This is a genomic window from Paenibacillus sp. VTT E-133291 (assembly GCF_002264395.1).
In the GTDB taxonomy this organism is placed as follows: Bacteria; Bacillota; Bacilli; order Paenibacillales; family Paenibacillaceae; genus Paenibacillus_AQ; species Paenibacillus_AQ nitricinens.
This window is the reverse complement of the sequence record NZ_NFVA01000041.1, coordinates 1-26,560: the sequence shown is the minus strand read 5'-3', so window position 1 is coordinate 26,560 and position 26,560 is coordinate 1. Positions and strand designations below refer to the sequence as shown.

The following is a 26,560-nucleotide window of genomic DNA, read 5'->3' as shown; positions in this document are numbered from 1 at the left end:
TGCTGAAAGGAGAACGACTGATGAATGCAACGATCGTACGCGTGGGCACACTGGCCCGCCATCTATTTTTTGCAGCTATTGCACTGATCATGGCCTTCCCCTTCTATTGGATGGTCACCAGCGCCTTAAAAACCAATGATGAAATCTGGCAGTCTCCACCCACGATCTGGCCGAAAGAGCCGCTGTGGAGTAACTTTTCAGCCGCCTGGCACGAAGCCCCTTTCTTCAGATATATGGGCAATAGCGTATTTGTCGCCGTGTCGATTGTTATTTTGCAGGTGATAAATTCCGGGATGATGGCTTATGCGCTTACGCATATGAAATTCCGCTTCAGAGGGCTGTTCGCTGGGGTTATCCTTTTCGGCTATATGGTTCCTGCCACCGCCGTTTATCTTCCCGGATATTTGGTATTATCCCAGCTTCACTTACTGGATTCATATGCCGGGTTGATTCTATCTAACTGTGTAAGTGTCTTCTCCATCTTTCTAATTCGGCAAGCCTTCCTTCAGGTTCCCCATGAGCTGGTGGAGGCTGGAGAAGTAGATGGTTCCTCGCATATGCGGATTCTCTGGACCATTCTTGTCCCCATTACACGTTCTTCCTTTGCAGTGCTAGCCCTGATCACCTTCATTGATCAGTACAATAACTATTTCTGGCCAATGCTCATCACCAAAGATCCTAATCTACAGCTGGTCTCGGCCGGTCTGCGTAGTTTCTTCACTCAAGGAGGTGCTTACGGATTGAAATGGCCGCTGATCATGGCCGCTAGTGCATTCACCATCGCCCCGTTGCTGCTTGTATTTCTATTAGCTCAGAAAACGATCATGCAAAGCGTCAACATGACCGCTGGTTCCAGCAAAGGATAAGTTAACAATTCTATTTTATAAGAGGAGAATGATGATGAACGTATTGAAGAGACTGTCCGCCCTATCTTTGGTTGCCGGATTTACAATGTTAACAGCTTGCGGAGGGAATACGAATACGGACAATGTTACAGCGGCGAATGGAGCTTCTTCCGCCCCCTCCACAGAGGCTTCACCCACACAAAAGGCACCGGTAACAATCGAATTCTGGTATGGTCTCGGCGGCAAGCTTGGTGAGAATATGGAGGCACTGATTCAGAAATTCAACGCCTCTCAGCAAGAGGTCATTGTCAAAGGTATCGCGCAGGCAGACTACACTGAAACCGAGCAGAAGCTGCAAGCGGCGATTGCTACAGGAAAAGTGCCCGCTGCTGCTCTCTCCTCCAATGTAGATTGGGCCCGCAAAGGATATTTCGCTCCGATAGATGAGCTTATGGCATTGCAGCCAGATTTTAATAAAGAGGATTTTGTCCAAACCTTTCTAAATCAGGGCCAAATCGATGGCAAGCAATATTTCCTGCCGATGTATGGAACGACGCAGGTTATGTACTATCGTAAAGATACTTTTGAGAAGAATGGCATTGATGCGAGCACTCTAAAGACTTGGGAAGACCTAGCTGCTGCAGCTGAGAAAATGACCGTGAAGGACGGCGGTAAAACCACCTTCTTCGGTTGGGAGCCTATGTGGGGTTCAGGGAACATGATTGATGCCGCGCTTAGCAAAGGAGGTACTATCCTTAGTGAGGATGGGAAACAGGTCATGATCGACTCCAAAGAGTGGATCGAAACCTGGGATTTGTTCCGCAAGTGGATTCACGAGGATAAGATCATGCGGATTCATTCTGGGGGCCAAGGCTGGGAGTATTGGTACAAGACAATTGACGATGTTATGAAGGGTCAATCCGCAGGTTACACCGGCTCCAGTGGCGATCAGGGCGACTTGGACTTCAGCATTGTATCAGCTATGGAGCAGCCAGGCTGGGCAGGGGTTGGCGAGGGAAAACCGGTAGCCCAAGCATTGATGGCCGGAATTTTATCCAAAGCTAGCGACAGCGAGAAGGAAGCTGCTATGAAATGGCTAACCTATTTCACGGGTGCTGAGAATACTGCCTTCTGGTCGATTAATACGGGTTATATTTCGGTACGCCAATCCGCTTTGCAAGACCCGGCGTTTGTGTCGTTCAGCGAAAGCAATCCACAGATTAAGGTTCCGTTGATGCAAGCGTCTCATGGTTCTGCACCCTTCCAAGACCCAACTGGCGGCAAAATCAACGATGCACTGAAAATCGCCGCAGATAAGGTACAAATTGAGAATATCCCTGCCGCACAAGCACTAAAGGAAGCGCAAGAAACGGCGCAAGCAGCACTTGATAAATTAAAATAAAGGGCGGTGGACCTTATGTCTGAGCTCATCACTCCACAAGGCAGATACGCTGTAGCCGCTATTCTATTCGATAAGGATGGTACGCTGCTCCAGTTCGTATCCCTCTGGGGCAGCTGGGGCGAATATTTTTTAGAGAGATTCACAGCGTATATGAAGCAAAAAGGACTAAAGATTACAGAAGAACAGCTCCCTGCACTAATGGGAACGGTACACAATACCCAGGGGAGCATTACCGATTATGATCGCAACGGACCGCTGGCTATGGGAACTATGAGTGATCTCTATGCCATCCTGTCTTGGCAAGGTTATCTGCAAGGTTTATCTTGGGCGGAGTCCATGGAGCTTGTTCATCAGTGCCGTCTGGAAGCGGATGTTATGCTGGAAGAGAAACGCCCTGTTCACTCGCTTCCCGGACTTCATCGTTTTCTTGATGAGTGTGTGAGTGCAGGCATCCCTCTCGCTGTGGTGACCGCTGATGAAACAGATGCCGCAGAGAAACATCTTCAATGGCTCGGTATAAGGCACTATTTCTCTGAGGTCATTGGAACAGACCTCGTGGATCAGGGTAAACCTTTCCCTGACATGGTGCGACTGGCCTGCGAAAGGTTGGCCGTAGAACCTGCGCACACAGCAGTTATCGGTGATACTAATGGGGATATGCGAATGGCTAAAGTAGCGGGCGTACAGTTAGCCATAGGAATCTCTGAAAATGAAGACATTATTGCTTCGTCGCATATTCTCCCGGATGCAGATCTCATTGTGAGATCTTATGCCGAGCTTAGAATCGAGGTTACTCCCTAGTGAAAATAGAAGGAATATGGGCATGGATGTTTCTGACGCTAGCTATTGTGTTCGAGCTCTCAGGGACCATCTCGATGAAAATATCTCAAGGGTTCACGCAGCTCTGGCCTTCCGTGCTCATGTTCCTGTTCTATGGAGCCAGCTTCACCTCTCTGAATTATGCCCTTACCTCTATTAAGGTAGGCGTTGCTTATGCGATATGGTCAGGGGCGGGAATTATCCTTATATCCTTCATAGGGGCCCTCTTTTTCGATGAAAAGCTAACCCTATCCTCCCTGCTATGGATAGCCGTTATCATTACCGGGATCATAGGGCTGAACATTAGCGGCAAGACACATTAGCGAACAGCAACAATATTTCATAGGTTCATAGATCAAGGAGGATGCCTAAACATGAGTACGAACATCACACCTGAGGAAAAACCTGTTGTCACTTTTCAAATCATCACGGATACCCATGTCACCGCTGACCGAAATCATGAGTACAATCTTAACTTTGAGCTGGCACTCCGTGATATAGCAGCGCATGGAGAAGGCAGTAGCGGGATTATGCATATCGGTGATGTCACAGACCACGGATTCCCTGCGGAATACGAAGAAATGCTTCGTATTCTCCATCCGTACAAAGCTGACTTGCCCAATATTACCTTTACCTTAGGGAACCATGATGTAGCCCTTGGAAATTGGGAGTCACGCTTAGGGATGTATACTTCGCAGACTGGCATGTCTGGGCCTTATCATGATCACTGGATCAATGGTTATCACTTTATTTTTCTAGGGACAGAACAAGGCTTGCTCAAATTCTGTGATCTTTCCTCTGCACAGCTGGATTGGCTGGATCATAAGCTCGAAGAGCAATCTTCGCCCGATCAACCGATCTTTCTATTCCTGCACCAACCACTCAAAGACACCGTAGCTGGATCGCTGGAATCACAAGATTGGTACGGGGTTACACAAGATAAGGAATTAAAAGCGATTCTTTCAAGATACCCTCAGGCCCTGTTATTCACTGGACATACCCATTGGGAGCTGGAGGTGGACAACACTATGTTCCCTGGCCAAGGAGAAATCGCCACGATGTTTAATGCTGCTTCTGTCGCCTACCTTTGGACGAATGAAGATAAGCATAAGACAGGCAGCCAAGGCTTTTATGTGGAAGTGTATAGAGATAAAGTGCTTGTCCGGGGCAGAGATTTCAAAACAGGAACCTGGATTGAAGCTGCACAATATGAGGTAGCTTATCCAGCGGTAAACGTAATATAATTTTCAATAAAAAAACGATTGTGCACAAGGAGTCCTCCCACGCATCAATCGTTTTTTTGCTGTAGTTATTTAGCTTAGCGTCCAATCGGGGCAACCCGGTAAACCGCTATATCTTCATCTGCAGCATTCGTCTCGCCTTCGATCTGCCAACCAAAGGATAACACCGATGCCAAACGTCCCTTTTCAGCCACGGTCAAAGTCGCCTCAACCGCTTCCTTGCCCTCTTCAAGCTCCAGAACTGCCTCTTTGCCCAGAGCTACCCAAATCCAGCTGCGAATGCCACGAATCGTGTTGTATTTGATCTGGTAGCCTGTCTTCACCGCTTGCTCGAACAGCTCCGGCTGCTCCGACTGCAATGTGCTCAGCTGTTTATAATCAAACTCGTATTCACTCTCGTCAACGGGCAAGTCGCCCTCCGCTACTTTACGAATAATATCCTCATTGGACCAGCCCAAGGCGCGAAGTGATTCTATTAATAAAGCATCCCACTGGGATAACTTTACTGTGTTCAAATTGTCTGACATCCTGATTCCTCCCCTACCTGTATATAGAGTCTACTTATTCCATGAAATCATAAGCAACATAATGGCCCGGACTTATTTCCTGAAGTGTAGAAGTCTCAGCCCTGCCGTACTCTTGCGAATATCCATCTAGAATAATTCTTTGATTAGCGCGTCTAGGGTCCGTCTCCAAAATCGAAGACAGCAGTGCCTTCGTATAAGGATGAATAGGATTCTCGTACAGTTCATCACTTTCAGCTACCTCTACTAGACGACCGCCATACATCACACCGATCCGGTCTGAAATATGCCGTACCATCGATAGATCATGTGCGACAAAAAGATAGGTCAACCCGAATTCGGACTGCAAATCCTCCAGCATATTTACTACCTGAGCCTGAACAGAGACGTCCAGTGCTGAAATCGGTTCATCACATACGACAAATTCCGGTTTTACAGACAAGGCTCTGGCAATCGAAATCCGCTGGCGTTGCCCGCCGCTGAATTCATGCGGGAAACGGTACAGATGTTCTCTTTTCAAACCCACCTTCTCCAGCAGTGCCGCAACAGCCTCTTTTCGTTCGTCACCTTCGTGGATGCCGTGGATCTTCATAGGCTCACTGATCAGATCAAGTACATTCAGACTTGGATTGAGTGATGAATAGGGATCTTGAAAGATCGACTGAATGCGTCTGCGAAAAGGCTTTAGCTGCTTCTCTCCAAGCTTGCTGAGCGGCTGCCCGTCAAAAGACACTTCACCATCTGTATAATCATATAATCGCAGCAAGCAGCGCCCAACTGTGGACTTTCCGCTTCCTGACTCTCCAACCAGCCCAAAGGTTTCACCTTGGCGTATCTGAAAGCTTACGCCATCTACCGCCTTAAGCACAGAGGTATCGCGTCCCCACATATCCTTGCCTTTGGAGAAATGTTTTTTCAGATTATTTACGTCCACTAGAATCTTATTCTCACTCAACCGAACCGCTCCCTTCAACACCAGCTACGGCTGGAGTCTCCTGCATACCGTCTGCTAGCCAGCACATTGAACGGTGACCGGGCGATAATTCGATAACCGGAGGACGTTCACTGCAATGGGCAAAAGCATTAGGGCAACGTTCCATAAATGGGCAGCCCGAAGGAGGATTCAACAAATCCGGAGGTGTACCTTCGATAGGAATCAGACGTTCCCGCGATTTGCCTTCGCGTTTTGGAATCGAACGTAGCAGACCTTTCGTGTAAGGATGCTGTGGGCGATAAAAGATATCCTCTACCGTACCTTCCTCCATCACGAGTCCACCATACATTACGATAACCCGTGTACATACCTGAGCGACCACACCCAAGTCATGGGTAATCAGCGCTACGGCTGTACTAGTATTATTTTTCAACTCTTTAAAAAGATCGAGAATTTGCGCCTGTATCGTTACATCGAGCGCAGTCGTCGGCTCATCCGCAATCAATAGCTCTGGCTTACAAGAAAGAGCCATGGCGATCATGACCCGCTGGCGCATCCCGCCGCTGAATTCATGCGGATATTGCTGTAGACGCTGTTCAGGATTATTAATCCCTACCTGACGCAGGATGCTTGCCGCCTCTTTAAGCGCTTCTTGCTTATTTAAACCCCGATGCCGACGGATGACTTCCGTAAGCTGCTGGCCGATTTTTTTTACAGGATTAAGAGAGGTCATAGGGTCCTGAAACACCATTGCTATGCGGTTACCGCGCAGCTTTCTCCACTCTTTTTCCGAAAGATTAGATAAATTCTCACCACGAAATTGAATATTTCCACCGATAATTTTACCTGGAGGTGTAATTAACGACATAATCGCCTTCGCAGTTACACTCTTCCCGCTTCCGGATTCACCAACAATCCCTACGGTTTCTCCAGCATCTATATGAAAGCTAACGCCACGAACTGCTTGATTCTCTCCGTCTCGGGTTTGGAAGGAAACCTTCAAATCCTCAACAGACAATAGCCGTTCTGTCATGATGTCTTCACACTCCTATCTTCGGATCAGCTTTGGTTCAAAGCCAACCCGCAAAATATCGCCCAGAACATTAAAGCTCAATACCGTTAATAGAATCAATAACCCAGGGAATAAAGCCAGATAAGGCGCTTGAGCAATATAGCCCTGCGCGTTATTTAGCATACTGCCCCATGTAGCATTCGGCGGCTGCACCCCGAACCCAAGGAAACTTAAGGAGGACTCCATCATAATCGCCGAAGCGATGCTATTCGTCGCCCCTACAATCACAACAGGCACTAGCCCCGGAAGAATATGACGCCAGATAATTCCGAAATTGCTCTGGCCGGAGGCTTTTGCATAAAGTACATATTCCCGTTCTTTAATCGTCATCGTCTCCGCTCGAATCACACGGGAAATGTTCATCCACATTAATAGTGCAATGATGATAATGATGTTTCCTACACTTGGCTTCAGAAATACGCTGAGCAGCAGCAGAACCAGGAAAGACGGAATGGACATTACTACATCAAGCATCCGCATCAATAGATTATCAATCCACCCGCCAAAATATCCACTGATTACCCCCACCGTCACACCAATGCCAGTAGCAATGATCATTGAAGCAAAACCAACTAATAGAGATACCCGGCCACCATACAATGCGCGGGCAAAATAATCCCGGCCATAGTCATCCGTCCCGAACCAGTGATCGGCTCCCGGTGCTTTCAGACGTGCCAGAACATCCATTGCATTCGGATCATGTCCAGATAAAAAAGCGAATATAGAGCCTAGTGTGAAGATGATTAAAGTAATGAGGGCAAGGGCGCCTAATTTGTTCGTAAATAGCTCATCTCCAACACTTTTCCATTTACTGCGATTCATGAGGTCACCTCGTTAATTTAATTCGTGGGTCCACGAAGCTATATAGAATATCTGCGACCAAGTTGCCGATGATCAGCATTAAAGAAGAGAACAGCGTAATCCCCATAATTACCGGGTAATCCATCCCTTTAACCGCAGTCATCCCCAAGGACCCAATTCCCGGCCAAGAAAATACGGTCTCCGTCACGATTGCACCCGCTACTAGATCGCCCATAGACATCCCGAGCAATGTAATCACCGGAAGCAGCACATGCTTCATTACATGACGGAACAAGATGGTGATTTTGTTCGATCCAAAGGCATACTGAATTTGTACATATTCCTCTTTAAGCTGTCCAATCGTACTGGAACGGATATATCGTACATAGCTAGCCAAGAATCCAAAGGCAAGGACCGTACAAGGCAAAATCCCATGCTTTAACACATCAACCGCCGATTCTACACCAATCGTACGCATCCCCATAATGGGCAACAAGTGCAGCTTAATTGCGAATAAATACATCAATAAAATCGCGAGCCAGAACAAAGGCACAGAAATTCCGATATAGGAAATAAAATTAATCAGCTTATCCACCCAACGATTCCGATTTGCTCCAGCAAGCAGTCCCATCGGGATCGCCAGCAAGACAGCAAGCGCAATTGCCGAACCCATCAAACCTGCTGTTGCAGGAAGACGTTCTAGAATTTGATCTAATACGGGCTGATGATTCACAAGGGAATAACCGAAATTCCCCTGCAGTACTTCTTTGATCCATATAAAATATTGAATGTAGGCTGGCTTATCCAGCCCAAGGTTATGCCGGATGCGTTCAATATCATCCGCGTGCATATTCGGCGTAACGAAGGATAATACCGGATCCCCCGGAGCCAGCTTAATCATCGCAAAGCACACAACCGAAACAAAAAACAACATCGGCAGGGTTTGCAGTAATCTTCGGACGATAAGTTGTCTCATACGTTTATTCTCCCAGTTCTATATCGGTAAAAAAGTAAGCTGGATAACCCAGCTTACTTTTTCCCGTTTTTATTTAAGGTAGATTTTCGATAAATCTTCAAAAATAACGACAGGCTTCAAGACTGCTTCTTCAAGACCGCCGTAGTTCTTGGAGACAGCTACAATAGTCTTAGTATTAGCGATTGGATAAATCGGTGCATCGTCTGCAATGATTTCTTGGATCTTCTTATAGATCTCACCACGTTTAGTCACATCTGCTTCTCCTGCACCTTCATTGAACAACTTATCAACCTCAGCATTATTATAATGCGAGTAGTTGGAATCAGCAGTAGAAGTATACAAAATTCTGTAAGCGTCAGGATCGTAACCCATAATATAACCTGCAATTGCAAGTTCAAAATCTGTTGAATTCATATCACTGAACTTCTGACCATATGCCGAGGCATCCATATTTTGCAGTTCAACTTCAGCGCCAATGGCCTTTAGCTTTTGCTGCACGTATAGTGAAATGGCTTCCTGAGCTTTATTTCCGCTCGATACAATCAATCTCAATTTCAGATCGCTAACTCCAGCTGACTTCAGAAGCTCCTTCGCTTTTTCCACATCATTATCGAAAGAAGGTACGTCATTAGTATAGAACAATGCATCCGGAGTCAAGAATGACTTCGCCGGGTCAGCATATTCGCTAGAGGTATAAGCAGCCTGAATGATTTCATCACGGTTTAGTGCTAGAGACAAGGCTTGACGAACTTCTTTTTTCGCAAGAGCGCCTCTATCGCTGTTCGCATTAAACAACAGGTAGGACAATCGGCCTTCACTATAAGGAAGGATCTCGAAATTGTTCGAAGCTTCAATCGTTCCAACATCCTGCGGATCTAGATATTTAATGTTGATCTCACCACTCTGAAGTGCGAGATTCGCAGCATTCGTATCTTTAGCAATCCGGTACGTTACAGAATCAAGATGTGGCTTGCCGCCGAAGTAGTTATCAAATCTCTCGAGTGTAACATATTCGCCCGCTTTATATTCTTTAAATTTAAATGGTCCAGATCCAACAGGATTAGCATTCTTGGTGCTTTTCTCTAGATCCGTCTCATTCTCAAAGATATGCTTTGGAATCGGAAATACTTGCACTAGTGTAGCTTCAAAAGCTGGGCTGACCTGCGGAAGCTTGAACTCTACAGTCAGATCATCCACCTTAACTGCCTTAACGGGTTTATCACCGATGAATAAGTTTGCTCTCAACATGCTGTTTTGCTTCTCATCGAGGATGCTATCAATCGTGAACACGACATCGTCAGCAGTAAGCTTTTCTCCGTCATGCCATGTAAGACCATCTTTAAGCTTCAAAGTATAAGTCAGGTTATCTTCTGACAGTGTCAGGCTGTCTGCCAAGTAGAAGGTCTTCTTACCATCATTTACTTGGAACAGTGGAGCATAGAGTGCTTGGTCAATTGTAAGACTGACACGGTCACCCGCATAGTTCGGATTTAGAATAACAGGATCAGCAGCGACTCCAATAATCAAGTTACCGCCATCTTTAGGTTCAGTGCTTGCCGTCGTTCCTTCAGTAGCCGTAGGCGTCTGATTTGTATTTGTGGAAGCAGCGTTATTCCCTCCGGAGCACGCGCTAATCAAAAATGTTAACAAAACCAAAGTAATAACTCCAGATAATCCTTTACGCATAAGTTTCTCCCCCGTATTCTATGTTCTGCGTTGCTTGTGTTTTTTATATTGTATATCGGAATACTAGGAATTACAATGGATAGCATTTCACATTAATGTAATATTGAGGGAATCGATCAGTGATTTATCCATAGCGCTCATCCTTTGCTGTTCATTTGGTCATCTGTATCTAATTATTCGGTTATTGTACAGCAGATCGTTACGAATTAATATATCTAACACTCATTTACTTTACAGAACTTTGAAAAATAAGGATTATTGCCGCTCTCCTGTAAATATATTGAGAACATAAGGATCATCCAAGGAAAGAGGGGCGTTCCCCAAGGAGGCGGCAATGACGGAAAACAAGATTCGCGTATTGATCGGCAGTCCAATTCACCAGAAGCCTACGGTTTTAAAAGAATTCCTGAATTCCCTGCTTCGTCTGAACGTAGCCAATATCGAGCTGGATTTCCATCTAATTGATGATAATGATGATCAGGAATCTAGTCGGCTGCTCCAGGAATTCAAAAGTATGGGTGATCATATTTATCTTCAGAGCTCCGGCTTTCACGATGCGTATATTCGCAATGATACTACCCACTTCTGGAATACCGATTTAGTCTGGAAAGTAGCCAATTTTAAGAATCTCATGATCAACCGCGCTCAAACCTTGAACTATGATTATTTATTCCTTATTGACTCTGATCTCATTCTCCATCCTGATACCCTCAGACATCTAATAGGTACGAACAAGGATATTATTTCAGAGGTGTTCTGGACGCAGTGGCAGCCAGAGACTATGTTTCAGCCGCAGGTATGGATGCACGACGAATACAATCAATGGGAGCTACTGCCCGGTGAAAAACTGCAACCAGAGGAGATTAATCGCAGATTTCATGAATTCATAGCAAAGATGCGGATTCCAGGAATCTATGAGGTAGGCGGACTCGGGGCTTGTACATTGATTAGTCAGCATGCGATAAAAGCCGGCGTTAGCTATAATCAAATTCGCAACATTTCATACTGGGGGGAAGACCGTCATTTCTGCATTCGTGCCGCAGCCCTTGGCATCCCCTTGTTCGTCGATACCCATTATCCGGCGCTACACTTGTATAGAGACAGTGATTTGAGTAAAGTTGAGGCTTTCATCAAAGAAACTACGGAGCCCAAAGCTGAAGCCACTGATACTGGGAACAATTCATCTACGGACGAAGTACCTGAATCAGTAATGCAGACACCCACCACAGACAATCCAAACAACGAAAGCTCCAAAGAGACAATCCCCCCAGCCAGAAAGCGGCCCAAGCTAACCCTGACCATGGTTGTGAAAAATGAAAGTGGACGTTTTCTGCGACAGGTTCTGGAGGAGCATCGCAAATACATCGACGAGGCCGTCATTATCGATGATGGCAGCACCGATAATTCAGCAGCGATCTGCCTGGAGGTACTTGAAGGCATCCCCGTTCATCTGGTGCACAATACCATATCCAAATTCAGCAATGAAATCGAGCTGCGAAAGCAGCAATGGGAAGAGGTTCTGAAGACGAAGCCCGAGTGGATTCTAAGTCTGGATGCAGACGAAATCTTTGAAGCAAGTTTCGCGGCAAATATCGAACCCTTGCTGTACGCTGACGAGGTCGATCTATTCTGTTTCCGTCTCTACGATTTATGGAACGCCACTCATTACAGAGAAGATATTTACTGGCGCTCTCATATGAACTATCGTCCTTTTCTGCTTCGTTATAAAGAAGACTTCAACTATGTATGGAACGAATCTCCACAGCACTGTGGGCGATTCCCGGAGAATGTCTTCGAGCTTCCCCACCAGCTAAGCAACTTGCGACTCAAGCATCTCGGTTGGTCGAAGGCAGAGTTCCGCTTAGAAAAATATCTGCGTTACATGCTCCTTGATCCCGATGGCCAATACGGCTGGAAGGAGCAATACCTGTCCATTCTGGATGAACACCCTCATTTAATACCTTGGGTGGAGTGAGTGTAATCATAAAAATGACGTCCACAAAACCTTAATGGCTTTGTGGACGTCATTTATTTTCACATAGTACAATCCGTTTTGCTAACTTCCTCTTATTCAGTACGCTGTGGTTCATCGACATCTGGTTTGATTATGCTCACCGTCAGCTCGCCGCCGGATTCGTCTACTTGAATCACTGTACCTTCTGCGGCTTCACCAGCAATGATCGCACGTGCCACACGGGTCTCCAGACTACGCTGGATGAAGCGTTTCAGCGGTCTCGCCCCATACACTGGATCAAAACCTTCCTTAGCGATAAAACGTACCGCCGGCTCAGTTAACTCAAGACCAATCTCCCGTTCAGCAAGGCGCAAACGTAATCCATCTACCAGTTTGTCCACGATTTTCTCGATCTCGCCCAGGGTCAACGGCTTGAACATCACAATATCGTCAACCCGGTTCAGAAACTCAGGACGGAATTGACCACTCAGTTCCTTCATCACTCTGTCCTTAGCAGCCTCCGTAAGCTGACCCTTCTCATCGGTGCCTTGAATCAGATGTGGTGAACCGATATTTGAGGTCATGATAATGATCGTGTTCTTGAAGTCGACCATCCGGCCCTGTGAATCGGTCAGCCGTCCATCATCAAGCAGCTGCAGTAGAATATTAAATACATCGGGGTGCGCCTTCTCCACTTCATCGAGCAGAACAACCGTATAAGGCTGACGCCGCACGGCTTCTGTGAGCTGTCCACCTTCCTCATACCCGACATATCCCGGAGGTGCACCGACCAAGCGAGAAACACTGTGCTTCTCCATATACTCCGACATATCAATACGAATCATGCCATCTTCGCGATCAAACAGAGAGACTGCAAGCGATTTAGCCAGCTCCGTCTTCCCTACGCCAGTCGGGCCGAGGAACAGGAAGGAACCGATTGGCCGATTCGGATCTTTGATCCCTGCTCTAGCCCGGAGCACAGCATCGGCCACTAAGCTGACCGCTTCATCTTGGCCCACAACCCGTTCATGCAGCGTATCTTCCAGACGCAGCAGCTTATCCCGTTCGCCTTCGACCAGTCGGCTAACTGGAACGCCCGTCCAACGCGATACAATATCTGCAATCTCCTCCTCGGTTACAGCTTCACGCAATAATCTTGTATCCTGATCCTGCTGTGCCGCTTCTTCTGCTGCTTTCAATTGCCGCTCCAGATCAGGAATGATGCCATAGCTAAGTTCCGCCGATTTATTAAGATCGTATTCCTCCTGTGCATCGACCAAATCCTTGCGGGCTTGCTCCAACCGTTTTTTGAGGTCGCGGATGCCTTGAATCGCTGATTTTTCCTTCTCCCAACGTGCAGTCATCCCAAGCTGCTTCTCCTTGAGATCAGCGAGTTCACGTTGTAAGATTTCCAGACGGCGTTTGCTGGCGTCATCCGTTTCTTTTTTGAGCGCTGCTTCTTCAATCTCCATCTGCATCAGACGGCGGGTCACTTCATCCATCTCACCTGGCATGGAGTCAATCTCCGTCCGGATCATGGCGCAGGCTTCATCCACTAAGTCGATCGCTTTGTCCGGCAAAAAACGATCCGTAATGTAGCGGTTAGACAGAACGCCAGCAGCAACAAGGGCGCTGTCATGGATTTTGACCCCGTGATGGACTTCGAAACGTTCCTTCAACCCACGCAGAATTGAGATCGTATCCTCAACATCCGGTTCGCTGACCAGCACCTGTTGGAAACGGCGCTCCAGCGCAGGGTCCTTCTCTATATACTTGCGGTATTCATCAAGCGTTGTGGCACCGATACAGTGCAGTTCACCCCGGGCCAGCATCGGCTTCAGCATATTGCCCGCGTCCATCGAGCCTTCGGTTTTACCTGCGCCTACAATCGTGTGCAGCTCATCAATAAACAGAATAATACGGCCGTTACTTTCACGAACTTCCCTCAGTACCGCCTGCAGACGTTCTTCAAATTCACCACGGAACTTCGCGCCTGCTACAAGGGAACTCATATCCAGTGAGAAAATCGTCTTATCCTTCAGTCCCTCTGGCACGTCCTTGCGTACAATCCGGTGAGCCAAGCCTTCTACAATCGCAGTTTTCCCTACACCTGGCTCACCGATGAGGACAGGGTTATTCTTCGTTTTACGGGACAGAATACGGATCACACGGCGTATCTCTGCGTCTCGTCCGATAACGGGATCGATCTTGCCCGCGCGAACCTCTGCTACAAGATCACGCCCGTATTTCTCAAGTACCTCATAAGTAGCCTCCGGCTCCCGACTCGTCACACGCTGATGCCCACGAATCTCAGCAAGGATAGACATCAGCTTCTCGCGTGTTAATCCACGACTGACAAAAAGATCACGCAGCTCTCGATTCTCCCTGCTCGAATCCGACACCATGGCCAGCACTGCATGCTCTACCGAAACAAACTCATCTTGCATTTTCGCTGCTTCTTTCTCCGCCTGTTCCAGCAGATGAATCAGCGATTGCGAGGCATAACGCCGTACCGTGCTTGCCCCTGATCCGCTTATGCTTGGCTTACGCTGAAGCAGTTCATCCGTGCTTCGCAGCATCTCAGCTACGGGTACATTCATCTTTTGCAGTAGTCTTGGCAGTAAGCCTTCTTGCTGCTGGAGTAACGCTTTTAACAGATGGAGATTATCGATCTCCTGATGACCGCTGTCTGAAGCAAGCGACTGCGCCGCAGCCACTGCTTCCTGCAGCTTTTGAGTAAGTTTATTGAAATCCATAGCTCTCTCACCTTTCTATTTAAGAATGATATATGGGATCGGCCGTTTGGACCGGGATCGGTTTGATTAGCGGGATTAATCCCGTACATTTGGGCGAATCGGCCGCATTTGGCGCAATCCGTGGCTTTTTTGCTCTTCTTTTCGCTCATTGAGCCACATTTAGTGCAATCCGAGGCTTTTTTGCTCTTCTTTTCGCTCACCGAGCCGAAATCCACGCGATCCAAGGTATTTTTACCTTTGTTTTACCCGACGTGCCTTCACTACTCGTTTCAGCATAAGTCTCTTCTATAGTTAGTTTCTAATCAAGTTACTTTTCTACAACTAGCATTCCATTTCCCCTATTCACCAGCCAGAGTTGACCTCCAACACGCGAAATCACCTTTACTTCTACCTCTTTACCTACCTAATTAATTACCCACTTTAGCCTTCTCACGCTGCGCACTAGCGCTTTGACGTTTAGCTCTAGCCTCGAAAAGGCTGGATTCGGCTAGTTTACGGTACAAGTTCTTCTCCGCTTCGCTGATTGGCTCAGGGACAACAATCTCAATTCCAAATAAAATATCACCGTTCGTACCATTTTCTCGCTTCAAACCTTTACCCGGGATGCGCAGCGTTTTACCACTTTGAATTCCTGCAGGAATCTTCAATTTCACGGCACTACCACCCGGTAATGGAACCTTCACCTCTCCACCTAATACCGCTTGCCATGGAGCAACTTCAACCGTGCCGTATAAGTCGCCAGCTCGAAGCTCGTATATATCATGAGAAAGAATATGAAGTGCCAGCAGTATATCGCCACCGGGAGCTATGCCATTCTGAGTGTTACCTGCGATTTTTAAAATTGTGCCTTCACTAGATCCCGCCGGAACTTGAACGTCCACAGTTTTATCACCGATCTGCACTCTTACAGTTGCTCCCTTATAGGCCTGCTCCAATGTAATATCCAGCTGCGCCTGCGCCCTACTGCGCGCCTCACCCCATGGATTGCTGTTCGAACGCCCACTACCACTACTAGAAAAGAAATCAAAGCCAGCGCGATCCGCCGATCCCCGATTCCCAAAAAACATTCCGAACAAATCTTCCTCCGAAATACCAGAACCTCCTGCAGAATAAGTTCCGCCGCCCCAGCTTCCACCAAAGTTTGAATCCCACGAAGAGGCTCCGCTCGACGCACCTCCACCACCTCTGCCACGCTGAGCCCCATAAAGCAGCTCCTCATCGTAAAGCTTGCGTTTCTCCTCATTGCTCAGCACTTCATAGGCTTCAGCTGCTTCTTTGAATTTCGCCTCTGCCTCAGGGGCTTTGTTCACATCGGGATGCCACTTCTTGGCCAGCTTTTGATAAGCCTTTTTAATTTCCTGTTTAGTTGCTGTTTTGCTCACGCCCAAAGCATCATAATAGCTGTTGTTAGCCACTCGGATTCCTCCTTTCAACGCTTATTAAATACAACTCATCGTATGTTTCCGAGAAAAGACGCACCATAGCCGGAATCCTCCACTACAATGCGCCTTCTATGCATAACACTATATTAAAGCTCGCTGCCTATCTCTAAGATGCTGAACGGAAACTAATTCCGTCTAAATTATGCTTATTCAGACTGCGAAGCGCTAGAATCTCCATCTTGAATCTCAATGCGTTTCCCTTGCGGTTTTTGCTGTTTTGGAACCTCCAGCTTCAGTAATCCGTCTTTTAAAGACGCGCGAATCTCTTCCACTGCAATATCCTGAACATAGAATCTGCGAACATATTCACCATATCGACGTTCTCTACGTACAATTTGATGCTCCTTGTTCTCCTCCGCATTCTCTTCCTTCCGCACCGCTTTAATCGTCAAGTAAGGACTGGCATAATCAATGTCGATTTCTTCTTTTTTAAAGCCAGGAAGTTCAGCTTCAATCAGGTAAGCCTGCTCACTCTCGCGAATATCCGTTCTGAAGGACATCGTGGAGCTCTTGATCGGCGCAAAAAAATCATCATTAAAAACATCATTCAAAGACTTAGCCAGCATACCAAAAGCATCCTCTCTACGTTTACCAAAAGGAACCAAATCAAACATGATCCATTCTCCTCTCATTAACTTTGACTTTATTTGACCTATGACCTTATTATAGTCCCCTATTAGAGGAATAACAAAACCGATTTAAGGCGATTATTGCTCAAATTCAGGTAAATTAGCTGATTTAAGACGACTAAATTAGTTCCTTTTATTTATTTGACCAATTTTGACCTTTGTTTGATCTATACTTCACAATACAGCACGATTATTATATGTTTAGGCCCCACATTCCATACAAGCCCGCAAATTTCGCATTCATTACAACCCCAAAACATCCTACTCAAAAAGAAATGATATAATGAAAGTCAAATAACGACCATTTTTCTTACAGGAGACCAATTGTATGCAACCAACTTATACTATGGATGATACGCAGTGGACTAAACTCATCCAGAATGTCGCCTATTATTTCGATGATCTCACCCTCAAACGAGGGTTCCAATATTATAAGCAAAGCCGTATTCGTTCGTTCACTATGATGGAGCCATCTAAGATCAGCGCCCTTGTTGAGGGTAGAGAGGATTACCGCGTTACGATTGATCTGGACAGCTTCACTCGATGTCATTGTAACTGCCCTGTTTCAGGTCATTGTAAGCATATGGCAGCTGTGCTGCTCCATTATGCTGAACAACAGAATAGGTCTGTACAAGTTCTAGCTAACGCCAAGGCCGCAGCTTTTCTTCCAAAAACATCAAGTAGTTCACCAGCCGGAGCCGATGGAAAGCACCAGCAGCAGCTAAAAGAACATGCCAGCCGCATCGCTGACGGAGGCATCACGGAGTGGCGCGAGTATTTTGCGTCCTGCATCACGCCTCTGGCACATACCACTCGGAATCCTGAATATGTGGATCGAGCATTATCCTCCATTACTAAATTTAAGCCGAAGTTATCACCGGAAAAGGACAAGCTATTTACTCTGCATGCCCATCTTTTTCTTCTAGAAAAGCTGGCTAAGCCTTCCGCTAATCTACCCGGTCAGGTCGCCTTCACCTCATCACTCGGCTATTACACGCAAGTAGCGGTATCAGAGCTACAGGAAGCAATTACACGTCTGTTAAAAAGCACACTCCCGCTGTCTTCCGAGCAGGAGCAGGAATATGATCTGTGGCCGCATATTGTCGAGACCCTCACCTACTTGCGGCGCGAGATGTTGACGGAGTCGCGCGATCGCTTGCGGGATCAGCCCTCTTTTTCACTATGCTATGACCTGCTGTGGAGAAACTGGATTTATCCGAATACAGGTGGAACTAAGCTTTACCTTGATGAAATCAAACAGCTTCAGCAGGCAGAGAGTGAGTTAGGAGCTTCCCTGTCACGCCATGCTTGGCTGTTAGCCCAGAGCCGCATGTATTTTTATCTGAAGGATGACCCGAAGGCTTGGGAATTATTGAATACGGCTGCCGAGCGCCCAGGTCTCCATCCTGATGAGCTGATGAGCTTCACCTCCCCGCTTCTGGATGCAGGTGAATGGTCACGATTGGTGGGCTGGCTTGTTCAGACCGGTCCACTGCTGAGCAGCAGACTCTATAATCTGAATACCTATTCGAACAGATGGGAAGAGGCCGTTCGCCATCTTCCTGAAGCTGAGCCTCAGATGTGGAATACATTAGCCGCCATGTTACCTATCTCTGGAGAAGTATACGAAGAGAAGTTAATTACCTATGAAAAATGGCAGACATGGATGGATTATCAACTGTCCATCGGTAAGCTGCCTTCCGAATTTCGTGTTACAGACCTCCAGCCTATGGAGAAAAACGCACCCGGAGTTCTGCTTCCCTTCTACCACCAGGCCGTCGAAAGATTTGTGCTGGATAAGAATAGACATAGCTACAAAGCGGCTGTGAAACTATTGAAGCGATTATCCAAGCTGTATAAAAAAATGAAACAAGAAGAACGGTGGGAAGAGTTCCTCATTGCCTTCACCACAAAGCACAGCAGACTCCGTGCGTTGCAAGAGGAGCTTCGGAAAGGAAAGCTAATACCATGAACATGCATTTGCGCACGCTGACCATCCGGCTTGCATTAAGCCAGTATGGCGATGCTTTAATATATGGAATGAATGAAAGAGAAGATCTCGTGCCCGGCTTGCAGCTTAAGCAGCGGTTATTCGCCTGGCATGAGGCATCTTTTTATGGTACGGAGTTAACGGTTCAACCAACTGGCGAAGGTATGGAGCTAGTGATTCTACCTGCGGAGCAGGTCCTCCCTTTCTTTGCAGAGCAGAAGCTGCTGGCGCATATCGAATGGAACTGGGAGGGCGATGCCGCCCATCTCACTGAACTGGCCCCACTTCTGGCTATATGTCTGGAGAATAAACAGTATATTCCCGATATCTCCGCTTATCGCGCCGGGAGGTTGCAATGGACCTGGGATGAGGAGGCTTTTGCGCAGGTGGCAGTGGAGAATGACACTGCCAAAGGGGCCCTTGAGGCGCTAAATGACGGCAGCGAGTTTAGCCGCGGATTACGCGCGGCGTTCTCCGCCGCCGTATCGCAGAGGTTTTACAGCACGGAGGCCGAGGCAGGCGACCTCCGGAGCGAATTCCCGCTTCTATTCGATAGAAGCGGGGCCCTTGCAGCGGGCATGGATACCGCTGCATGGCTTATCGCCATTGGCTGGAAGGCGGATACCGCGCCTTTCCGGCCTGCACTTCAGCTGCTGGATCCGGAAGGGGATGAATCCCCTTGGCGGCTGCAGCTGATCCTTCAGGACAAGCGCGATGAATCCGCGCTTGTTCCCATCAGGCTCGCCGATGATGGCGAGCCGCACGGCTTGTGGCCGACAGCATGGTCGGCCCACGTGCATGAACGCGCCGCGGGATGGCTGGAGCGCCTCCGCGGCAGTCTGCCGCCCGAGCGCTTCGCGGCGGGCGGCGACGTGCTGGCTGAACCGCTCAGCGATGCCATCGCTTGGCGGTTCTTAACCGCCGAGAGCCAGCGGCTGCTGGAAGCAGGCTGGCAAGTGCTGCTGCCGGCGTGGTGGGAAGCCGCCAGCCGGAAAAAACCGCGCCTGCGCGCCAAGATCAGCTCCGGCGAGGACAAACGCAGCGGCGGCGAGTCGCTCTTCGGTCTGGATTCGATCATCGATTTCGATTGGCGAATCTCCATCGGCGACGTCGACCTCACCGAAGCTGAATTTGCCGAGCTGGTCGCAAGAGGAGAACGGCTCGTCCGCTTCAAGGGCAAATGGGTCTCGCTCGATCCCGCACTGCTGGCGCAAATTCAAAGAGCCATGGCAGGTATGGACAAGTCGCAAGGCTTGTCTTTCCAAGATGTGCTTCAGCTTCATTTGCTACAAGCGAGTGAGGATGCAGATGCTGAGGCTACAGAAGAGCAGCTTCAAGAGGATGCGGCGCGCCTGCGGCTCGAGGTAGAACTAAACGAGCATTTAATCAGCCTCATTGGTCAGCTCGGCCAGCGCTCACAGTGGCCGAAGCCCCCAGTACCCGCAGGACTCCAGGCAGAGCTACGCACCTATCAGCATGAGGGATATGCTTGGCTGACTTTCCTGCGTCAATTTGGTTTGGGGGCTTGTCTAGCCGATGATATGGGGCTTGGTAAAACCGTCCAACTCATCGCATATTTACTTCATATCAAAGAAAATACCGATCCTAGCTCATCCCGCCGCCAGACCGACCCACCGGGTTGGCCTGCTCTGATCATCTGCCCTACCTCCGTGTTGGGCAACTGGCAGAAGGAATTGCAGCGCTTCGCGCCTTCTTTGAATGTGATGCTGCACTACGGAAGCCGCCGTTTGGACGCAGGCTTCTTCTATGGCGCTGCTTCGCAAGCTGACGTGGTACTCACCTCTTATGCGACTGCAGCGCTTGATCAGGAGTTGCTGAAGGAATTCACTTGGGCGGCAATTTGCCTGGACGAAGCACAGAATATCAAGAATGCTCAAACGAAGCAGTCGGTAGCTGTACGTAGCTTCCCGGCTTTACACCGGATTGCGCTGACAGGAACACCTATAGAGAACAGATTATCTGAGCTGTGGTCCATTTATGATTTTATAACCCCAGGTTATCTGGGTAGTGCCAAAGCCTTTAACGATCGATTCAGTAATGCCATTGAGAAGGAACGTGACGAGAAACGTACAGCGGACCTACAAAATCTCGTGAAGCCGTTCATGCTACGCCGTAAGAAGAAGGATCCTAACATCCAACTCGATCTTCCAGATAAAAATGAGATGAAGACCTACGTTCATCTCACAGCTGAACAAGCTGCGCTCTATGACCAGACCGTAAACGGACTGCTCGAACGTATGCAGAAGTTGGAAGGTATTGAGCGTAAGGGCGCCATTCTTGGGGCTTTGACCGGACTTAAGCAGCTATGTGATCACCCGATGCTTCTGACCAAGGAGGCCCTCCCTGAAACCGATTCGGACAATAAACTGGATACCAGTCCACTCATTAACCGTTCCTCTAAACTTGAAAGACTGCTGGATATGGTGAAGGAACTTCGTGCAGAGGATGAGCGCTGTCTCATTTTTACGCAATATGTCGGGATGGGAAAAATGCTTCAGGCTGTTCTACAGCAGGAGCTGGGAGAGCCCGTCCTTTATTTGAACGGCAGTACCTCCAAACAGGCGCGTGACCGAATGATTGAGCGATTCCAGACGCCTATACCTTCTGTGGACGAAGGATCCAGTCGTCCAGATGCACCACCGACTGATCAGCCGAATGTGTTCATCCTTTCACTTAAAGCTGGAGGTGTCGGTCTGAATCTAACCGCAGCCAACCACGTATTCCACTTCGATCGCTGGTGGAATCCGGCCGTTGAGAACCAGGCGACGGACCGCGCCTATCGGATGGGCCAGACGCGCGATGTACAGGTGCATAAATTCATCGCCCTCGGGACGCTCGAAGAAAAAATTGATGAGATGCTGGAGAGTAAGCAGCAGCTAAGCGATAATGTCATCTCCAGCTCCGAAGGCTGGATTACCGAGCTGTCTACTGAGGCTTTGACAGACCTATTTACATTGCGGCGAGGCTTAACAGACTAATCCTGCCGCTTTCAGATACTCAAGAAGATGCTGGATAGTGTAGCGAAAGATTTGTTTAATCCAATAAAAAGGCAGAAACTCTTTATATCCGAGTTTCTGCTTTTTTTGTTACTGAACGATGGCATAAGATCAGAATCATTCTCTAACCACCAACGAATCTGTGCATGTCATCCTTTACGGCTTAACGAACATCGGTAATGTCCGCGTAAGGCCATTCGATTCCGGCCAGGAATGCCAACCAGAATACGCCGACCGCATATGCGGTGAATAGGACGTCGCGGTACGTAAAGCCAATAACATAATAATAAGTTCTCTTGGCCTGCCCGGAAAACCGCTTCGCCTCCATAGCCACCGCGATTCTATGGGCGCGTCGTATGCTTTGGGCAAGCAAAGGGATCGCGTATCGTTGCAACAGCTGGTAGAAGTTAAATATCCTCCCTCGTTTGCGTATTCCCCTGACTTTCAATGCGTGGTGCAAGGTCTGGAATTCTTCTGCGAGAATAGGCACCAGCCGCATCGCGGCCAAGAAGCTGTAAGCATACTTAGCCGGTAATCTCCCCTGCTGCATTAAGGAGTAGAAGAGGTTTACCGGCCTCGTCGTCAGACCGAACAGAAGCCCGACCGACGCCATGCTCAGTGCCCTGAACCCCAGATGCAGCCCTCTGTAGAAGCTTTCTTCCGTAATGTTCACTAATCCCCATCGGACCCACTCTGTCTCTCCCTTGCCGAAGAACATCATCCCCGTAGATGTAGACACGAACATCAGCAAGAAAGGGGAGGTGTATAACAGCAATCTGCGCAATGGGTGCCCGGACCACGGAAGCAGCAGCATCGAGCCGATGGCTACGTTCACCATGACGTTAAAGTCGTGGATGAGAATAATTGCCGCGAACCAGAGAGAGAACAGAACGATCTTAAGCGTAGGATTGACGCGGTGTAGCCAGGTTTCCCGGTGGGGAAAGGTCAATAACATCAGTAAGTCTCCCGTCTTCGATTCTCCATGACGCTGTGCAGAAATTTTCTACGATCCGCGCATCATGCGTGACCATAATAATCGAGGCTCCCGCCGAAAGCAGCCGCTCAAGCTTCTCGAGCAAAGAGAACGTATTCCGTGCGTCCAGCCCAAAGGTCGGCTCGTCTAGCAGCAATATGTGTTGCCCTTTTACGATCGCCGTCGCGACGCTTAATCGTCTCTTCTGCCCCATCGACAGCTGATACGGATGCCGCGAGGCAACGTCCTCTAAATAAAGTTCTTCCATTAGCTTATACGCCTTCGCACGCCGAATTTCGCAATGAACGCCATCCAGCAACAACGAATACTCGATCTCTTCCCGTACCGAATGTGTTACAAATTGAAATTCGGGGTTTTGAAAAACGAATGCGATATGCTCGGCCGCTTGCGCAACATGCTCCGCTTCCCGGCCTGCTATCTTGCATATCCCTTCGGTCTTAATCAGTCGCATGATCGAGAGCAGCAAGGAGCTCTTACCCGCTCCGTTATGGCCGATGATCCCGATCCATTGACCAGGGGTGACGATTGCCCTCCCTACTTCGATGACCGCCCTGTTCCCTCGTTTCCCGCGAAACCTGTCCATTTCCAGATAGACATCTTCCCGATCGTTTGCGTTTGAATAACGAGTAATGCAGTCTGACCTCCGGGATTTATTCTCGATATAGTCCTCCCAGACGCCCGGATACCAAATTCCGTATTCTTGTAGCTCTCTCCTTTTAGCTGAAAAGATTTCCGTCGGCGATCCGTCAGCGATAACTACTCCTTCACGGGATAACACGACGATCCGATCGAAAAAGTCGATTACGCCTTCGATCTTATGTTCAATGACGATCAAGGTAATGCCTTCGGACAGGCTTCTGATCGCAGACCATACCAGCTCCGTACCCTCGCTATCCAACAGCGCTGTCGGTTCGTCCAGGAAAATCACTTCTGGCTCCATAGCCAGAACGGAAGCTATGGCTAATCGCTGTTTCATCCCTTGCGATAACGATTGGATTGCGATATGGATATCAGGAATTTTCAAGCCGACTTGAGCGAGATAAAGGCGGATCAGACCTGCCATTTCTTCGCGGGGGACGCGCATGTTCTCGAGAACGAAAGCCATCTCCTCGTCCACATATGGCATACAGAACTGCGTATCCGGATCTTGGAATACGTATCCCCATCGCTCGGGAACAAATGTCTCTTCAGCGATCATCGGAACTTCGATCGAACCGGGAATCAAACCGCTCAACACCTGCAGCAGCGTCGACTTCCCGCATCCGCTCGGGCCGAGCAGCAGCGTCTTCTCCCCCTGGTGGAAAGAAAGGGAAATGCCCTTGAACAACAAGGAGTCCTCTCCGGCAAACTTAAGCTTTAGGTTCTTAACTCTCGCAGCTATGGAGACTCCAGGCGTCATAGTCGTGTCAATGCGTCATAGTCCGCCTTGGACGCCGGTCTCAACACTTTGGTTACGCCTGTGAGCTCAAGCGCTTTGGACAGTCCGAAGGCGAAGATACCGGCGATGACGATACTTCCGAGTCCCCTCAGTCCGATCAGCAGCGTATAGTTCCAAGCGGACAACGATTCAATGTAACCGTAGCCGAAATCCAGCACCAACGAACCCGCCGCCGCCGCGAGCGCGGCCAGCGACGTGACCCAGACGTTCGCGTTGCGATAGAGGAAAATCGCGAAGACTAACTCCGCGCCCAATCCCTGCAACGCGCCGTAATACAAGGTCGAAAGCCCCCATTCACTGCCCAATAGCGCACTAACGGAAGCCGCCGCAATCTCAGCCAGAAGCGCCACTCCCGGCTTGCGGATGATGAGAAACGCGAACGTCCCGGCAATGAACCACATGCCGTATATCGTTTGCTCCGCATGGGTACCCAGCGGTTTGACCACGTCGTACATCGGTCCCCAGATTTTATAGATAATTCCGAATACGACCGCGATCACGATGGTTACCAGAATATCAGTCAGCTTCAATCCCCGTGACCTCGTCCCTTTGTCTTGTTGTCCTTGCCTTTGTCCTTGCTTAGCTTGTTCCATGCTTCAACAACTTCCCTTCTAGGTTCTTGGATTCGTTGCTCGCATGATGTGAGTAATTTTAAAAAGCCTACCCATTCATGGGTAGGCTTGCGCATGGCATCAAAAAAAAGGATGCTCGACAATAACGTCTCTACGCTGGCATTACCCAGATCAGATTGACGGTCAGCGGCATAAGGCCGCTATCTCAGCCTGACTTCATCAAGCACCCGTTTATTGCGATTCAACTTCCTATAACTTATATCATAAGTAAACTTTTTACAATATGATTTTCGTTCCTTGGGTATCCCTATCGCGGTATCTAAGTGTAGAACGCTCACCATTGCTCGGACATCTTAAAAGTGACGGCGAGATCATCATCACCTGAGAGTGAGTTAACTACCAAAGTAACCGGCTCATCCTGAAGCTCGTAAGAGAGCCGCTCGTTAAGCAAGTTAACGGCCAAATTCGCATACGCACCAGAGATCCCTGATCCTGTACCTTGCATAATCACCTTTCCACCCGTGACCGTAGTGCAGGTGTAATTGACAAGCAGTGCTGTGTCCGTGACAGGAATATCCGTAGTTGGTGTAGGGAAATTTTCAAATGTCCCATCCAGAGTTCCACCTGCAACGACCATATAACGCACAGGTCTCTTGGATAGAATATCTAAAGCAGCCGGTCTAATTTCAGCCGCAAGACCTTGTGGAATAGTAAAGGCAGGACTCCTCATAAAGCTGATCGCTGCGAAGTCAGTCGATGTAACCGATACGTTATCACGTATTTCCGAGGTTATACGGCTTACTTGAAACACATCCAGATTAACAGCCGTCCAGACACCGTTCACATCCACAAGAAAAACCTGAATCTTTAATTGCTCCTGTGAATACACAAAATTAAATTGAAATAAATCCTCTACAATAGGGTAGGTCTTACTTAACGTTTCCCGATATTGCAGCTCAAATAATTCTTCAATAAAGACTGTCTGAGGACTTGCACTATTGGCTAAACCCGTTAAATAACAAGCCGCTCCAGCTGATCCATTGTTAACTACTTCGATCACAACTTGATCTATTGGACGGGTACCGTCGACAGGTAAATTAATGATTGTGCTTGTAGAGAGGACAGGCAATGTCTTCACACCTCCTATTCATATCAAATTATATCTATATGCTATGCAATCAATTTTTAGAATTCTTGGATGATATTAAAATAGAGAAGTGCTAAACAGATATAAAATACAGATTTGCCACCAAATAAAGGATGTGGTAAACTCGACTTAACTTTTTATGAACGGAGGGTTACGTGTGATAGATTTTATCCGAGTTAGAACTTTGCGCGGCTAATTGAATAGCGCTAAAGCTCTGCCCATGTGCAGAGGACTCAGGATAGGTCTACCCATTTAACTCCATAGAAGCCAACAAACTAATACGCCTTCGGTGTCCTTATAAGGACGGTAGCGTTTATGTGA

Annotated in this window: 21 protein-coding genes and 1 riboswitch; of the genes, 8 read left to right on the top strand and 13 right to left on the bottom strand. The window is 48.1% G+C overall.

Annotated features, from left to right (window positions below; translation table 11 throughout):
* Positions 1-20: 20 nt before the first annotated feature.
* Genes CA598_RS17110 through CA598_RS17090 form a run of 5 tightly spaced genes read left to right on the top strand, consistent with a single transcriptional unit; the run spans position 21 to position 4,310 of the window.
* A complete protein-coding gene (locus CA598_RS17110) occupies positions 21-866 on the top strand; it encodes a carbohydrate ABC transporter permease (protein ID WP_094877251.1) in 846 nt (281 codons plus the stop codon).
* Positions 867-900: 34 nt separating this feature from the next.
* Complete coding sequence (locus CA598_RS17105; protein ID WP_094877269.1) at positions 901-2,247, top strand: ABC transporter substrate-binding protein; 1,347 nt, start codon at positions 901-903, stop codon at positions 2,245-2,247.
* A gap of 15 nt (positions 2,248-2,262) precedes the next feature.
* Positions 2,263-3,048 carry an HAD family hydrolase gene (locus CA598_RS17100; RefSeq protein WP_094877250.1) on the top strand — a complete coding sequence of 262 codons (786 nt, stop codon included), beginning with the start codon at positions 2,263-2,265 and terminating at the stop codon, positions 3,046-3,048.
* On the top strand, positions 3,048-3,389 hold the full coding sequence (locus CA598_RS17095; protein ID WP_373455835.1) for a DMT family transporter: 342 nt from the start codon (positions 3,048-3,050) through the stop codon (positions 3,387-3,389). The genes CA598_RS17100 and CA598_RS17095 overlap by 1 nt, the downstream gene beginning before the upstream one ends.
* 51 nt (positions 3,390-3,440) lie before the next feature.
* Complete coding sequence (locus CA598_RS17090; RefSeq protein ID WP_094877248.1) at positions 3,441-4,310, top strand: metallophosphoesterase family protein; 870 nt, start codon at positions 3,441-3,443, stop codon at positions 4,308-4,310.
* A gap of 74 nt (positions 4,311-4,384) precedes the next feature.
* On the opposite strand, the gene CA598_RS17085 is transcribed toward CA598_RS17090, so the two are convergent.
* From CA598_RS17085 to CA598_RS17060, 6 genes are all read right to left on the bottom strand, one after another.
* Entirely contained in the window at positions 4,385-4,834 is a 450-nt protein-coding gene (locus CA598_RS17085; protein ID WP_094877247.1) for a hypothetical protein, read from the bottom strand.
* A 34-nt stretch (positions 4,835-4,868) separates the two neighbouring features.
* Positions 4,869-5,786 (bottom strand): ABC transporter ATP-binding protein, encoded by a 918-nt coding sequence (locus CA598_RS17080; RefSeq protein WP_306440471.1) that lies wholly within the window; start codon positions 5,784-5,786, stop codon positions 4,869-4,871.
* Positions 5,779-6,798, bottom strand: a complete 1,020-nt coding sequence (locus tag CA598_RS17075) for an ABC transporter ATP-binding protein (protein ID WP_094877246.1) — start codon at positions 6,796-6,798, stop codon at positions 5,779-5,781. The genes CA598_RS17080 and CA598_RS17075 overlap by 8 nt, the downstream gene beginning before the upstream one ends.
* Positions 6,799-6,813: 15 nt before the next feature.
* Positions 6,814-7,659, bottom strand: coding sequence for an ABC transporter permease (locus tag CA598_RS17070; RefSeq protein ID WP_094874209.1), 846 nt, complete (start codon positions 7,657-7,659; stop codon positions 6,814-6,816).
* Positions 7,660-7,663: 4 nt separating this feature from the next.
* The gene (locus tag CA598_RS17065; protein WP_094877245.1) at positions 7,664-8,614 is read right to left on the bottom strand and encodes an ABC transporter permease; all 951 of its coding nucleotides are present in this window, start codon (positions 8,612-8,614) and stop codon (positions 7,664-7,666) included.
* Between the two features lie 69 nt (positions 8,615-8,683).
* A complete protein-coding gene (locus CA598_RS17060) occupies positions 8,684-10,300 on the bottom strand; it encodes an ABC transporter substrate-binding protein (RefSeq protein WP_094874207.1) in 1,617 nt (538 codons plus the stop codon).
* A gap of 334 nt (positions 10,301-10,634) precedes the next feature.
* Between CA598_RS17060 and CA598_RS17055 the strand changes: the two genes are divergently transcribed.
* Entirely contained in the window at positions 10,635-12,275 is a 1,641-nt protein-coding gene (locus CA598_RS17055) for a glycosyltransferase family 2 protein (RefSeq protein WP_094874206.1), read from the top strand.
* Between the two features lie 92 nt (positions 12,276-12,367).
* Here the strand turns inward: CA598_RS17055 and clpB are convergent, their stop codons facing one another.
* From clpB to CA598_RS17040, 3 genes are all read right to left on the bottom strand, one after another.
* Positions 12,368-15,010: an ATP-dependent chaperone ClpB gene (gene clpB / locus CA598_RS17050; protein ID WP_094877244.1), complete on the bottom strand. Its 2,643-nt coding sequence runs from the start codon at positions 15,008-15,010 to the stop codon at positions 12,368-12,370.
* A 407-nt stretch (positions 15,011-15,417) separates the two neighbouring features.
* On the bottom strand, positions 15,418-16,425 hold the full coding sequence (locus CA598_RS33345) for a DnaJ C-terminal domain-containing protein (RefSeq protein WP_179283690.1): 1,008 nt from the start codon (positions 16,423-16,425) through the stop codon (positions 15,418-15,420).
* 173 nt (positions 16,426-16,598) lie between these two features.
* Entirely contained in the window at positions 16,599-17,066 is a 468-nt protein-coding gene (locus CA598_RS17040) for an Hsp20/alpha crystallin family protein (RefSeq protein WP_094877242.1), read from the bottom strand.
* 343 nt (positions 17,067-17,409) lie between these two features.
* On the opposite strand from CA598_RS17040, the gene CA598_RS17035 reads away from it, so the two are divergent.
* Positions 17,410-19,053 carry an SWIM zinc finger family protein gene (locus CA598_RS17035; RefSeq protein WP_094877241.1) on the top strand — a complete coding sequence of 548 codons (1,644 nt, stop codon included), beginning with the start codon at positions 17,410-17,412 and terminating at the stop codon, positions 19,051-19,053.
* Entirely contained in the window at positions 19,050-22,070 is a 3,021-nt protein-coding gene (locus CA598_RS17030; RefSeq protein ID WP_094877240.1) for a DEAD/DEAH box helicase, read from the top strand. Before CA598_RS17035 ends, CA598_RS17030 begins: the two co-directional genes overlap by 4 nt.
* A 181-nt stretch (positions 22,071-22,251) precedes the next feature.
* Here the strand turns inward: CA598_RS17030 and CA598_RS17025 are convergent, their stop codons facing one another.
* The 4 genes from CA598_RS17025 to CA598_RS17010 form a co-directional block, all read right to left on the bottom strand.
* Complete coding sequence (locus CA598_RS17025; protein ID WP_094877239.1) at positions 22,252-23,043, bottom strand: energy-coupling factor transporter transmembrane component T family protein; 792 nt, start codon at positions 23,041-23,043, stop codon at positions 22,252-22,254.
* Positions 22,985-24,481, bottom strand: coding sequence for an ABC transporter ATP-binding protein (locus CA598_RS17020; protein ID WP_094877238.1), 1,497 nt, complete (start codon positions 24,479-24,481; stop codon positions 22,985-22,987). Before CA598_RS17020 ends, CA598_RS17025 begins: the two co-directional genes overlap by 59 nt.
* Positions 24,478-25,113 carry an ECF transporter S component gene (locus CA598_RS17015; protein ID WP_094877237.1) on the bottom strand — a complete coding sequence of 212 codons (636 nt, stop codon included), beginning with the start codon at positions 25,111-25,113 and terminating at the stop codon, positions 24,478-24,480. The genes CA598_RS17020 and CA598_RS17015 overlap by 4 nt, the downstream gene beginning before the upstream one ends.
* A gap of 108 nt (positions 25,114-25,221) precedes the next feature.
* Positions 25,222-25,333, bottom strand: a riboswitch (TPP riboswitch).
* A 93-nt stretch (positions 25,334-25,426) separates the two neighbouring features.
* A complete protein-coding gene (locus tag CA598_RS17010; RefSeq protein ID WP_143812228.1) occupies positions 25,427-26,230 on the bottom strand; it encodes a hypothetical protein in 804 nt (267 codons plus the stop codon).
* Positions 26,231-26,560 lie beyond the last annotated feature (330 nt).